Consider the following 16,335-nt stretch of genomic DNA (forward strand, 5'->3'; position numbering starts at 1 on the left):
ATGGTTGCAATTGTCTCTGGATCTGGTCTGGGTTTATTAAACGTACAAGTCGCTAAATCAGACGTAGGAGGGGCAGGGAACAGCCAGATAGCAACCCATGTAAACGCCACCACAGGGAATTTGATTCTGAGGCAAAGGGATGAAATCCTGGTTAATGATGCCATTGGTTATCAGATCCTTCGAACCTACAACAGCCTTGGTCAGCTGGACGGTGATAACAATGATGGACACCGGTTCAGCTTTAACCAGACGCTAAGCAACTATGTTGCGCTCTCCACAATTACCCGCACCGCCGCCGATGGCTCCGCAACTGTATTTACCTACGTGCGCACCGAGACTGGTGTTGATTATTACCAGAGTGCTGATGGTGATGGTGCGCACGACACTTTGTCGTTCAATGGAACGGCCTGGGTGTATTCCAAAGACGGCGGTGTAACGAGCGAGACCTATCAATCATTCGGAGGCAGCTGGAGACTGGCGAGTCTCACGGATGCTGCAGGCCGTTTGACGCGCATTACCTACGATGGATCAAACCGGGTGAGTTTGATCGAAGTGTTTACCAAGGCGGATCACACCCAACCCGAGCAAGCAGTGCGCATCGAGTACAACGGCAGTGGCCAGGTACAGGCGCTGGTCAATCGTATTTATGACGGTGCGACCTGGACGGAGAAAACCGCTACACGCTACCAATACGATGCGGCGGGTAGACTGGAATCCGTAATCACTGATTTGACGCCGGACGATAATACTATTGCTGACGGCAAGGTATATCGGGTGACCTATACCTACGACGGTACGTCCACCCGTATCGCCAGTGTCACGGAAAGCAATGGGCAGGTTACCAGCCTGACCTATGAGCAGGATTCGGTTAGCCTGAAATGGCGAGTCAAAACGGTAGCGCAAGGAAGTAGCCCTGCGACTACGTTTTTCTATGGCACCAACACCACCAGTGTATTTGACTCACTGGGTCAGGAGTGGATTTATAAGTTTGATGCCAAGGGCCAACTGCTGGAGCAGCAATCGCCAGCCCTGAATGGCCAGCGGTTATCGACTCGCTATGAATACGATACCAAAGGCAATATCGCCGCAACCATTGATGGTGAAAACAACCGTATTACCTATACCTATGACATCGCCGGTAACGCGATCGGCCAGCAGGATGACCTGGGGAATACCGTCAAGCGTGTATACAACACCCGCAACCAGTTGTTATCCGAAACCCTCTATCAAACGCCGGATCCGGATGGTGGTGGAGCGGAAACTGCCCAAAAGCCACTCACCACACGCTATGTATATAACAGTGCCGGATTGTTGCGCTTTGAAGTTTCGGCGGCTGGTCGTGTTACTGAGCACCAGTACAATGCAAACGGGGAAAAAACCAGCACGATCAAATACGGCGGTGCGGTTTATAACCTGGCGGCACTCACACCGGCTGATAGTCTCAGCGAAGCCGATTTAACTACCTGGATTTCTGGCCAGAATCTCGCAAAAAATCAACGTACGGATTTCGAATACGACCTGCGTGGTCAATTAAGCAAAACGACCCAACATTCCCAGGTTAACAGCAGTGGTGCGGGTGTTCTCAACACCGCCACCAAAATTACCAGCCATGTGTACGACCCGTTTGGCCGTTTGTTGCAGCAGGTCAACACCCGCGGATCGCAAAGTGATACCACCACTTACACCTACGACGGGCTCGGTCGTCGCCTGACCGAATTACTGCCGGATGGTGGCTTGTCGACAACCACCTACAGTGATGCGGCCCATGCAATCCAGGTGGTGAATGCCGAGGGTACCAGCACGTTGAGTACCTATGACGCTGCCGGACGTTTGGTCAGCATTGCCCAGCAAGCGCCTGTGGGTTCATCAACTCCCGCACGGGAAACCCTGTATTTTTATGATGACGCTGGCCAGCGTCGAGGTGAACAGGCGCCGGATGGTTCGCGCAGTTACATTTTTTACGATGCGGCCGGCCGTACAACTGCCACCGTGGATGCCACCGGTGCGGTAACTGAATATGTTTATGACCGCCGAGGTTTAAAAACCAAAACCACCCAATACGCCAATCGTGTTAACACTCAATCATGGCTGGTTGCTGGCAAGGTAGTTCCCTCTGATATCGCTCTTATCCGACCGGTTGCCGATGCTCAACGGGACAGGTCTACCCAAAATTTGTATGACGCTGCCGGTCGATTGTTGTATGCAATGGATGCGGAAAACAACATCACCTTTTATCAATACGATGGTGCAGGTCGTCTGACGGGTACCGAGAAATTCACCGGTGATGATGAAAGTTTTGCCTTGCTGGATGTGAAGATTGAAAACGTACAGCGCAAGCCACGCGGTGCACAGGGCAACCTGTTTGGTACGGCGAACAATGACAATTTGCTGGGCAGTGATATTGCACAATCGCTCTACGGTTATGCCGGTATTGACACGCTCGATGGTGGCTTGGGCAATGACTATCTCTACGGTGGTGACCAGACCGATACCCTGATTGGTAACGAGGATGACGATTACCTGTACGGCGGTAATCATGATGACTTCCTCTACGGGTCGAGTGGTAACGACAACTTAAATGGTGAAGCGGGTAATGACCAGTTATGGGGTGGCACAGGGAATGACAATCTTGATGGTGGAGCAGGGAGTGATATTTATTATTTCGGGTATGGGGATGGACAAGACACCATCAGCAGTAGTGATTCAACAGTAGGTCGGGTTGATACATTGCGATTGAACGACGCGATTGCAGTTTCAGATGTACGTCTGGCGCGCGATGGGTACCATCTATATGTGATTTTAAAGAGCACCGGCGAGCAAATCGCGGTGAATTACCATTTTTATTATGCTGAATATGCAATTACACAAATTGTTTTTGGTGACGGAACTGTTTGGGACAAGGCAGCAATACATAATATTTTATCGATTGGTACTGAGAATTCGGATACTTATCTTGCAGGCGATGGACGTGATGATGTTTTGAATGGATTGGCAGGAAACGACATTATGGGTGGTCGTTTGGGTAACGATACCTTAGATGGTGGTTCGGGTGATGATAGTTTGTGGGGTGACGAAGGCAGTGATGTCTTAATTGGTGGTGTTGGGGCAGATAGCTTATACGGTGGAGCGGATAATGATTCGCTTTATGGTGGTGCTGGCAATGACAATTTGAGTGGTGATGCCGGTAACGACCATCTTATCGGCGGGTCAGGCAATGATAGCTTGGATGGCGGTGCTGGAAGCGATACTTATTATTTTGGCTATGGCAGCGGGCAAGACACTATCAGTTCTTCTGATACAACTGTAGGTCGAGTTGATACGATACGCTTGGATAATGCGGTACCAGTATCAGATGTTCGTTTGACACGCGATACATACCATCTATACGTGATTTTAAAGAGCACCGGCGAGCAAATCGCGGTGAATTACCATTTTTATTATGCTGAATATGCAATTACACAAATTGTTTTTGGTGACGGAACTGTTTGGGATAAGGCAGCAATACATAATATTTTATCGATTGGTACTGAGAATTCGGATACTTATCTTGTAGGTGATGGACGTGATGACGTTTTAAATGGATTGGCTGGGAAAGACATCATGGGTGGTCGTTTGGGTAACGACACATTAGATGGTGGTTTGGATGATGATGGATTGTGGGGCGATGAAGGGAATGATGTACTAATCGGTGGCTCTGGTGCAGACAGTTTATACGGTGGTGCAGATAACGATTCGCTTTACGGTGGAGCTGGTAATGATAGTTTAAATGGTGATGCAGGCAATGACCATCTTATCGGCGGATCAGGCAACGATAATTTAGATGGTGGTGCCGGAAGCGATACGTATTATTTTGGCTATGGAGATGGCAAGGACACAATAATGTCCTCTGATACAACCGTAGGTCGAGTTGATACTCTGCGTTTGGATAATGCAGTGCTGGCATCCGATGTTCGTTTGGCTCGTGATACTTACCATCTCTATATAATTTTAAATAGCACCGGTGATCAAATCACCGTGAATTATCACTTTTATTATCCCGAATATGCACTGACACAGATTGTGTTTGGTAATGGAACTATTTGGTCTGCTACAGACATACAAAATATTGCAGCATCCAGTGTTGCACCCACTGCACAAACTATTTCAGGAACTACAAACAACGATAGTTTATCTGGAGGAGCCGGCAAAGATACTATCAGCGGTGCCTTGGGTAATGACAGCCTGTTGGGTAATGCTGGTAATGACTCTTTAAATGGCGATGCAGGTGATGATCATTTAGTTGGTGGTAAAGGTGATGATTATCTTGTTGGCGGTGCAGGGAATGACACTTACTACTTCGCTTACGGCGATGGACGTGATGCAATTTATAATTACGATCCTGTTGTAGGTCGTACCGATATTTTGCGATTGGATAATGCAATATCAGTATCAGATGTTCGCTTAACCCGTTCTGGTGATGAGTTATACGTTACGCTCCTGAGTACGGGCGACTACGTTCAAGTACAGTCTCACTTTTATTCGTCCGGGTATGCAATAAATAGCATCGTTTTTGGCGATGGTACTGTCTGGGATGCAGCGGCGATCCAATTGATTATTTCTACTGGTACTGCTGAGTCTGAGAGTCTGTATGGAGATTCAGGAAATAACACTATTGTTGGTCTTGCCGGTCGTGATCAAATTTTTGGTGGTGCAGGCAACGATACGCTTGATGGTGGAATAGATAACGACACTCTGTGGGGGGACGCTGGCGATGACGTCCTGATCGGTGGAGATGGTGCTGATGTTCTCTACAGCGGTGCAGGAAATGATTGGTTATACGGTGGTGCTGGAAACGATTCCTTTGATGGTGGTGATGGTGACGATAATTTAATTGGTGATTCCGGTGCAGATAATATTTCTGGTGGAACTGGTAATGACCATCTGACGGGTGGTTCCGGCAATGATCAACTCAGTGGTGATGCCGGTAACGATACCTATTACTTTGGGTATGGCTCAGGTCAGGACACGATCAGCAACTATGATACAACCGCTGGTCGTACAGATATTCTTCGCTTGGATAGTGCCGTCACTGTAAGTGATGTCGCTCTCTACCGCTCAAGCGATCACCTCTATCTCACCTTAAAGAGCACAAGTGAAAGCGTCGTAATTTCAAACCACTTTTATTCCAATCACTATGCGATTAATTCTATTGTATTTGGTGATGGAACTGTTTGGAATGCGGAGCAAATTCAAACTCTGGTTACATCTGGAACCCAGCTTGCTAATTATCTTGTTGGTGATGCCCGCAACGATAATCTTTCCGGGTTAAGCGGCAATGATACGCTTTATGGTTGGGGTGGCGACGATATTCTCGATGGTGGTATTGAAAATGATGTCCTCTATGGAGGTATTGGCCACGATATCCTTATTGGTGGTTTAGGAAGTGATCATCTTCGTGGTGAAGATGGAGACGATACATTAAATGGTGGTGCAGGAAACGATGCACTCTATGGTGGCAATGGGCGCGATGTATATTTATTCGAACCGAATTTTGGTTCAGACATCATCAGTAATGCAGATGGTGTAACTGAATCTCAGGCAAACCGTTTCGATATTATTCGTTTTGGCAACGGTATTTCTTCTTCCGACATCCGCGTTACTCGTAGCAGTAATAATTTGGTTGTTACGCACGTTCCTTCCGGCAATAAAATCACAGTCAGCGAGTTTTTCCTCAGTGATGGCAATTCAACCAATGCGATAGGCGCTATCGAATTTGCCAACGGCGTTTTGTGGCAAAAAACTGATTTGATGTCCAAGGTGCTTGTCTCCACCGATAGCATTGATGTGATTTACGGTTTTGATACCACCGATGATGTATTGCGGGGTGGCCAAGGTGTTGACACCCTTTATGGTCGTGCCGGAAATGATTTCCTGGATGGTGGGGATGATGCGGACACTATTTATGGTGAAGGCGGTAATGATTGGCTCGTTGGCGGTTTGGGGAATGATAGTCTTTGGGGAGGTGTCGGTGATGACTATCTTGAAGGCCAAGTAGGAAATGATTACATCTATGGTGGTGACCACAACGATAGGTTGTATGGTGGTGCTGGGGATGACAATTTAAGTGGCGATGCAGGAAATGATTATTTAGCCGGGGGAATGGGTAACGATGCACTTGATGGCGGCGCAGGCAACGATACCTATTATTTTGGTTATGGCGATGGTCAGGACACTATCTCTTCATATGATACAAGTGCTGGTCGCAGTGACATCATTCGTCTTGATGATGCAATATCAGTGTCTGATGTTCGATTAACTCGTTACGATCGTCATTTGTATTTAACCTTAAAAAGCACTGGCGATCAGATTGCCGTTAATTATCACTTTTCAAATCCTGCGGAATATTCAATCACGCAAATTATTTTTGGTGATGGCACTGTTTGGAATTTTGCGGATATACAAAATATTGTTTCCACCGGGACAGAAGAGTCAGATACATATCTTGCAGGTGATGGTCGTAACGACACATTAAGTGGACTTGCCGGAAAGGATACATTGGGTGGTCGTGCGGGCAATGACACCATTGACGGTGGATTGGACGATGACAGCTTATGGGGCGATGAGGGCAATGATGTATTGCTGGGGGGCAGTGGCTCCGATTATTTATACGGTGGCAACGATAGCGACTCGCTTTACGGTGGTGCTGGTAACGACAGTCTGAGTGGCGATGCGGGAAATGATCATTTATTTGGTGGAATTGGCAACGATAATTTAGATGGTGGTGCAGGCAGCGATACCTATTATTTTGGTTACGGCGATGGTCAGGACACTATCTCTTCATATGATACAAGTGCTGGTCGCAGTGACATCATTCGTCTTGATAATGCAATATCAGTGTCTGATGTTCGATTAACTCGTTACGATCGTCATTTGTATTTAACCTTAAAAAGCACTGGCGATCAGATTGCTGTTAATTATCACTTCTCAAATCCTGCGGAATATTCAATCACGCAAATTGTTTTTGGTGATGGCACTGTTTGGAGTTTTGAGGATATACAAAATATTGTTTCCACCGGGACAGAAGAGTCAGATACATATCTTGCAGGTGATGGTCGTAACGACACATTAAGTGGACTTGCCGGAAAGGATACATTGGGTGGTCGTGCGGGCAATGACACCATTGACGGTGGATTGGACGATGACAGCTTATGGGGCGATGAGGGCAATGATGTATTGCTGGGGGGCAGTGGCTCCGATTATTTATACGGTGGCAACGATAGCGACTCGCTTTACGGTGGTGCTGGTAACGACAGTCTGAGTGGCGATGCGGGAAATGATCATTTATTTGGTGGAATTGGCAACGATAATTTAGATGGTGGTGCAGGCAGCGATACCTATTATTTTGGTTACGGCGATGGTCAGGACACTATCTCTTCATATGATACAAGTGCTGGTCGCAGTGACATCATTCGTCTTGATAATGCAATATCAGTGTCTGATGTTCGATTAACTCGTTACGATCGTCATTTGTATTTAACCTTAAAAAGCACTGGCGATCAGATTGCTGTTAATTATCACTTCTCAAATCCTGCGGAATATTCAATCACGCAAATTGTTTTTGGTGATGGCACTGTTTGGAGTTTTGAGGATATACAAAATATTGTTTCCACCGGAACTGAAGACTCAGATTCTTCTCTGGTGGGCGATGTTCGTAACGATATCTTAAGAGGTTTGGCAGGAAAGGATGCGTTATCGGGCCGTGCAGGTAATGACACTCTGGATGGTGGTTTGGATACCGATAGTCTTTGGGGAGAAGAAGGCAACGATTTGTTATTGGGTGGCTCTGGTAACGACACGCTATACGGTGGAGTAGGTAACGATTCACTTTATGGAGGTGCGGATAACGATACCTTGAATGGTGACGAGGGTGATGATTATTTAGTTGGTGGTTTGGGCAATGATTATCAGCGTGGTGATGCTGGCAACGATACTTATTATTTTAGTTATGGTGATGGCAACGACACTATTTATGCGTATGACACTACCGCGGGTCGCATAGAGACTCTCCGTCTTGCGGACGCAATATTACCCACTGATGTTCGTTTGGTAAGGACTGGCTCTTCTAATTACGATTTGCGAATCACGTTAATCAGCACTGGTGAAACTATCACAGTTGATTATCATTTTTACGGCGCTTCCTATGCACTTACTAATATCGTATTTGGTAATGGTACTGTCTGGAATGCTTCCCAAATTTCGTCCAATATTGTTACTGCTCCTGCAGCCCAAACGTTAACAGGAACTACCGGTAACGATGTCTTGTCGGGTGCGCAGGGCAATGATGTTTTTTATGCAGGAGCTGGTAATGACACGCTCAATGGCGGCGCTGGTGCTGATAACCTCCGGGGTGAGGCGGGTGATGACCATTTAACCGGTGGTATTGGCAACGATTCTCTGACCGGTGGTGCTGGTAATGATACCTACTATTTCGGTTACGGTGACGGGCAAGACAGTATCGATAATTACGACACTACGGCTGGACGTATCGATACATTGCGTTTGCACAGCTCAGTGCCTGTCTCTGATGTTCGCTTAACTCGCTCAGGTAATTATCTCTATATTAATCTCGTCAGCACTGGCGAATATATCGCTGTTGAAAATCACTTTATCTCATCCTCCTACGCGATTAACCAAATTATTTTCGGTGACTCAACTGTGTGGGATGCCACTACAATTCAAGCCAGTCTTTCGACGGGCAGTGATGAGTCCCAAGTACTGTATGGGTCTACATTATCTGGGTTAGTTGGTAGGGATACGCTGATTGGTGGCACCAGTAACGATTCTCTTGATGGCGGTATCGATAACGATGTCCTGTACGGAGAAGCAGGAAGTGATTGGCTGTTTGGGAATACCGGCTCTGACACTCTTTATGGTGGGGCGAATAATGATTCGCTGCTGGGTGGCTTGGGCGCCGATGCTCTTTATGGTGAGGCTGGGGACGATTATTTAACGGGTGGAAAAGGTAACGATACTCTTGATGGCGGTGCTGGAAACGACACCTATTATTTTGGTTATGGTGATGGTCAAGACACCATATCATCATATGACACAACTGTAGGTCGGATTGATACTCTGCGGCTGGCAGATGCTGTGTCGGTATCTGATGTTCGATTGTTTCGCATTTCTAACAACTTATACATAAATCTAAAGAGCACTGGCGATCAGATCACGATCAATTATCACTTTGGTTTTGATGTTGTTGACGCACAATATTCAATTACGCAAATTGTTTTTGGTGATGGCACCGTATGGAGTCAAGAAACGATCCAAAACATCATAGCCACTGGCACTGAGTATTCTGATTCCGATATTGCGGGTGATTGGCGCAATGACACTTTAATGGGGTTAGCCGGTAAAGATTTGATGGGTGGTCGCGCAGGCGACGACACGATGGATGGGGGATTAGATGCAGATACATTATATGGTGATGCAGGCAACGACATTCTTTATGGTGGAACAGGCTCAGACTCTTTATCTGGCGGCAATAATAATGACTGGCTCTACGGTGGTGCTGATAACGACACGCTCGATGGTGATGCCGGCAACGATAATTTAGTCGGCGGTATCGGTAACGATACCCTGCGTGGGGGATTGGGTAACGACACCTACCACTTCGATTTGGGTTTTGGTTCCGACACCATCACCGAACATAATTTTGGCTCTGCGGAATACGTCAATCAACTTAACATTGTCCAATTCGGCACAGGTATTCTCGCCTTGGACATTGAAGTTACGCGCAGCAGTAATGATCTGTATTTAACGCACGTCCCTTCGCAAAATCGTATTTTAATTAATAATTATTTTGATCTTGAAGGCGCTTCGTCTTACGCGATCGAAGAGGTTCGCTTCGCGGAAGGTGGTGTTATCTGGACGGTGGACGATATTCGTGCACTGGTAATTGCTACGTCAGAAAAAACCAACAATATTTACACCTACTCCGATGGTAATGTCATTAGTGCTGGCAATGGGAATGACTGGATTTCTGGAGCGGGCGGCAATGACACATTGTTTGGTGATTTGGGCCATGATGCATTGTATGGCGGTGCGGGTCATGATTCGCTCGTTGGTGGTGCGGGTAATGATTCCCTGCAAGGAGATGCGGGCGAGGATTGGCTGGATGGTGGTTTAGGTAGCGATGACCTTTGGGGAGGAGCAGGCCACGATATCCTGCAAGGCGGTGCTGGCAATGACCGTCTGTATGGCGATAGCAGTTCAACCGAAAAAGGTAACGACACCCTGTTGGGTGGTGCTGGTAATGATTCGCTCTATGGCGGAGGTGGCAACGATACCTACCGCTTCGAGCGTGGTTTTGGGCGCGATGTTATTTACAACGCTAATTACTACAATACCGACGTAGTCACAGCCCAGTTAGATGTAGTGCAATTCTCGGCCGACTTTTTGCCGTCGGATATTCGCTTGACCCGCAATGCGACGGATCTGTTCCTGAGTGTCTTGAACACCGAAGACCGGTTAACGATTGCCGATTATTTTGTCAGTGATGGCAACACTAACGCACGTATCAACGAAATCCGTTTTGTGGATGGCACTGTGTGGAAACTGGCGGATGTGTTTGCGCTGGTGGCACAAGAAGAAGTGACTTATCAACAAACGCGAGTGAGCTTTGGCAGCATTCCTGGCCAGAACACCTTGTCGGCTTATATCAGTGTTAATAATTCACCCTTCGTCAAAGTGTTGAAGGAAGGGGATTATTTCTATGCTGAGTTCAATCACCTGACGTTGGGCACCCACACCTACAGTATCGAATACCGCGCGGACACGGGTGAGCCCTTGTACAAAGGGGCGGGTGAATTCCATGTGAGCACCACTGGTGTTGAGCACCAAACCACGCAATTTATTAAATTGGCAGATGTAGAGCAGTCGCGCACTACACGCTATGTGTACGATGCGGACGGCAACCTGGTGCGCACGATTGATTCAGCCAATTATGTGACGGACAACCAGTACGATGCGCTGGGTAATCGCCTCAGCGGTACTGCCTATGCAGAATCGGTGCCGAATCTGGCGCGCCTGACCATGAACAACCCGTTGCAGGTGCTGAAATCCGATAATCCGAAGGCGCTGTGGCAATTTGATGATGCCACCACAACTACGTTGGCCGACACCAGCGGTAGCGGCCTTAACGGCACAGTCTTTGGTAGCGTTACCGCCGGTCAATCAGGTGCGTATGGCAGCGGCAAGTCGATGAACTTTGCCGGCACCTCGGGCACTTATGCGGACCTGGGTGTGAGTTCAACACTGGGGGTTACTAATTACCACAATTACGCGACCGGTTCAGTTGAGTTGTGGATGAAGACCAGTGCGCCGGGAACCGGGGCACGTCATCTGTTGGGCCATACCGATTACGGTTTGCGTTTGCAAAATAATGTTCTGGAATACAAAACCTATTCCGGCGGTTGGGTGAATACCGGTATTAGCCTGGCGGATGACCAGTGGCACCAGGTGGTGTTGTCCAATACGTTTACCAATGGTTCGATTTATTCGGATTCGATTGGCAAATTGTATGTGGATGGCAAGTTGGTGTTCTCCGGTGTGGCGGGGTTGATGTCCTGGTCAAATTCAGACCGTATCTATGCCGGTGGTTTGCCGGGTGCCAGTGCGCAGAACTACAAGGGCTTGCTGGATAATATTGCGATCTATGGTGAGGCGCTGAGCTCTGACCAGATCAAGCGTCATTACGATGCCTTTACCGGCGTTAACCGTGCGGTAAATGCGGATTCCCTGGTGGTTCCCACCAGTGCGCAGGATCAATCCACCCGTTATTTCTATGATGCGCAGGGGCGTGAAGTTGGCCAGTTAAGTGCGCAGGGTTTCCTGACTGAAACGATTTATAGTGAAAATGGTAGCCGGGTCACGACGGTGGCCTACGGTAATCTGGTGACCGGTATTACCGCTGGCGATACGCTCGACAGCGTGCGTGCCCGTGCAACCAACACCAAAGACCAGACGTCGGTGGTGGTATATAACGCGCGTGGTCAGGTGGATTCCGAGATCAATGCGGAAGGCAGTATTACGCGTTATTTCTACAACAAACTGGGCCAGTTGTTGAAGAAAACCTCCGGTGAAGGGGCCGCTGATTTTACGGATGTACGTATTCAGCATCAGCGTTACGATGCCTTTGGCCGTTTGGTAGGCAGTTTGAATGCCGAGGGCAGTGCATTGCTGCACGCCGGTTTGACGGCGGCGCAAGTGGATGCGTTGTATCGCGATTACGGTACGCAATATAGCTACGATGCCAATAACCATTTGACCAGTGCGCGCGATGCCAATGGTCATACCACCCTGTATTTCTACGATTATGCCGGTCGTGAAGTGTACCGGGTGAATCATCTGGGTGAGGTAGTTGCTACCGGGCGCAATACCTTTGGTGAGGTGGTTTCAACTACACAGTATGCTGGCACTATTTCCACCGCCGGTTTAACCGGCGGTGTTGGCCTTGCGCTGGTCAGCAGCCGTGTTGCCGCGATTGCAGATGCCCAGCAGGATCGTGTTGAAACAGTGGATTATGACCGCACTGGCCGAACGTTACAGAAGGTGGATGCCGAGGGCTACCAGACTCGCTACCAGTACAGCGGTTTTGGTGATCTGATTAGTGAAACCCGCACTCTGGAAACGGTTGCGAAAAACCCGCAGTTGCTGGCGAATAAAGTCACTACTACCTTGTATGAATACGATACCCGTGGTTTGCGTACCCGTACCTTGCTGGATACAGAAGGCCTGAGTCTGGGTAGCAAGAAGGTGTATGACGCCTTCGGGCGCGTGGTAAGTGAAACCAACGCCAGTGGTAAAACCACCACGACCCGTTACGATGATGCTGGTCGTATTGTTGTGGTAACCGATGCATTGGGTGGCCAAAGCCGCACCGAATTTGATGCGTTTGGTCGCACACTCAAACAAATTGACGCCGCCGGAAATGAAACGCTGTATGCCTATGACGCGGCAAGTCGCCGTGTGATTACGCGTACACCTACTGGTATCGAGTCCCGTATTACCCACAACCGTCACGGCCAGCAAATTGAGGTGACGGATGGCAATGGCGTGTCCTTGCAATACAGCTATGACACTGACGGTAATTTATATCAAACCAAACGTGTAGACGCCTCTGGTGAGGTGCTGCTGGAAACACGAGTTTACGATCAAGTCGGTTTGTTGCTGGATGTCACTGATGCGCGTGGTATACGGACTCACTTTACCTACGATGCTGCCAACAGGACCTTCACCAGTGTGCAGGATGCGGATGGTCATGCGTGGGAAACCGTGTATGCCTACAACAGTTTTGGCAATCGTGTTCGCGTAACCGACCCCTCGGGGCGAATCACGCAAACGGATTACGACCGTGTTGGCAATGTGATTAAAACCACCGTGGATCCTACGGGTATTGGCTTGGTCACAGAGTATCGTTATAACGGCGCGGGCAGTGCGGTTGCGGTGGCAACCGGTTACGCGAGCAGCGCGGCGCGTTCAGTCACCCATTATCACTTTGATGCGTTGCAGCGTCGCACCCGTGAGGTGGTTGATCCGGCAGGATTGGCAATTACCAAGACTTACGAATACACCCTTGATGGCAAGGTGAGTGCGGTTGTCGATGCCAAAGGGCTGCGTAGCTATTTTGCGTATGATGATCTTGGCCGTGAAATCTTTGCGGTGAATGCCGAAGGCTACGTCACCGAGTCATTCTATAACGCGGTGGGGCAGCGTGTAGGTACTCGTGAATACAACCGCCCCGTGAGTTTTGCCAACGACAATAGCACGTTAAATGTTGAGCAAGTTCGCGGGCGTTTGGTGGCCGATGCTGACCAGGACCGCGTCAGTCATGTAGTGTTTGATGCGGATGGTCGTGCGGTCTATTCCATTGATAGCGCCAACCGTGTTGCCGAGGTGCGTTACGACAATAACGGCAATGCGATTGAATCCCTGGCGTATACCCACGCGATTGTCATTCCCTCCAGTGTTACCAAGCCACAGGATTGGACCTTACAGCGCGTGCGTGATGCATTGGTGGCGGCAAGCAATACCGATGCAACCGCTGTTCGAACCAAAACCTTCTACGATTCGGCCAACCGTGCAATCTACAGCATGGACAGTCTCGGTGCTGTGACGGAACAGGCCTACGACACCAGCGGTAACTTGCTGCTGAAGAAATCCCATCAGGAGTTCCTGTCGTACAACGCGATCACCACGCGGGCGGCATTGGAAACCGCGTTGAGTCACACCGCGACAGATCGCGCCATCCGTTATGTCTATGACGCCGCTAACCGTGTGCGTTTTGTGGTGGATGGCGAAGGGTTTGTTACCGAGCATCGTTATGATGCAGCAGGGTTGCTCACTCACACCATTGCCCATGCACAGCCTGTGAGTCTCGCGGCAGCGGTCAGTGAAGTGGTATTGAATGATGCGTTAACCAGTTTGGCCAGTGCGGCTAACCGGGTGAGCGAAACCGTCTATGACACTGCCGGTCGTGTGGTGGGGGCGAAAGACGGTTTGGGCTATCAGGACAGCTACACCCTGGATGCCAATGGCAATGTGCTGGCGCAGACCAATAAAAATGGCCATGTGACCCGTCGTATTGTGGATGCACTGGGGCGTTTGCGTTACGAGATTGATGCTGAAGGGCGAGTGACCGAGCATCTGTATGATGCGCAAGGCAATGTTGTGTTAGCGGTTAAATATGCACAGGCCGTGGATACCACTGGCTGGGGTGGCGCCGTTGATGAAGCGACCTTGCTGTCGCGTTTAAGCCCCTCCGGTAATGACAGCGTCGAGCGTTTTGCGTACGACAACCAGGGCCGACTGGTGTTTAGTGTGGACGCACTGGGTGCGGTTACCGAAACGCGCCGCACCGGCATCATGATGAAAAACGGTACTACCTCCGGCGATATGTATGGCCAGGATGTGGTGGATGTCATTCGTTACGAGCAACGCATCCCACTCACCGGAGATATGAGTCAGGGCGGTATCCGTACGGCGCTGGAAGTGCTGGGTTACGGCAGTAAAACCTGGTACGAATCTAACTGGCAAGGGGCCCGGATCAGCAGAACCTATCATGATCAACTGGGGCGTCCTAGCTTCAGGGTTGATGAGCAGGGACGCGTACATGAAACCCGTTATACCGCTGCCGGTCAGGTAGCGGACGAGTTCATTTACGCCAATCTGGTGGATATCAAACAGCTGACTACTCTGGAGTCGCTGCGTGCGGCCCTGGTGGGTAATCCGGTCTTCCGCCTGACCCATTTCAATTACAACCAGCGCGGTGATTTGGTCAGTACTGTGCGCGACCCGGATGGCAAGGCGCAAACCGAAGCACAGGTGATTAATGCGTTTGGTGAAGTGATTGCGCGTGTCGATGCCAACCTGCATACCACCAAACAGGTTTATGACAACCGTGGCAATGTGATTTTTGTGGTTGATGCCCTGGGTCGTGTGAGTGAGCAGGTGTTTGATGCTGACGGCCGTGTTGTACAAACAACGCACTATGCAAACGCTATTAATCCAGCAACGGTTACGGCGGATCGCCTGAGTGTTGAGTCTCAGTTGATTGTGACGAGTGATGACCGTATTACCGTCAAGCTCTATGACAATGCCGGTCAGTTGCGCTTTGAGGTTGACGCTACGGGTGCGGTGAAAGAGTGGCGTTATGATGCGGCCGGTCAGGTGACCAGCTCATTGTCCTATAACCGTTACATTAATCTGGCGGGACAGGCGCTCGATAGCCTGACGATTACCAGCGTGAATGGTCTGTTGCAGGCAGCAGGGTACACGGCCGGTGCGCAATTCAATACCCAGGTTCAAACCAACCAATATGACAAGAGCGGCCTGTTGGTAGCAACCTCTGACACTGTGAATACCCGAGCAAAACACTACGATGCGAAGGGCAAGCTGATTAGTGAGACTGACCTGGGGGTTGCCGGTACAGCGGATGACCGCGTGAACCGCTATTACTATGACCTGACGGGCAAGCTGGTCTTCAGTGCGGATGCCGAAGGGTACATCACGGAATATCTCTATAACGATTTTAATGAAGCGATTGGTGAGACTCGTTTTGACCGTATTGATGTGGATGAACTGGATGCGCTCAGTGCGGCCGGTTTTGAGCAAGTTAAACGCTTTGTGGAACTACAAGTTCACTTGCGCCATCACGAGATTGTTCTCGCTGACCAGCCCCTGGGCTTCTGGAGTCTGGATGAAACCAGTGGTACCCAGGTAAAAGATCTGGGTACGCATGGTTATCACGGCACCTATAACAATGCAGTAAGCGCTTCCAATAGCGCGATCGAAGGT

General features: G+C 49.2%; 1 protein-coding gene (only partly in view). It reads left to right on the forward strand.

What is annotated here, in order from left to right; all coding sequences use genetic code 11:
- A protein-coding gene (locus D0C16_RS24580; RefSeq protein WP_151034420.1) for a calcium-binding protein crosses the window boundary here: on the forward strand, nt 1-16,335 show its beginning. 19,518 nt of this gene lie beyond the right edge of the window; 16,335 of the gene's 35,853 nt are visible here — the first part of the coding sequence; it begins with the start codon at nt 1-3; its stop codon lies off the right edge, out of view.

The sequence above is a fragment of the Cellvibrio sp. KY-GH-1 genome (assembly GCF_008806975.1).
Lineage (GTDB): Bacteria > Pseudomonadota > Gammaproteobacteria > Pseudomonadales > Cellvibrionaceae > Cellvibrio.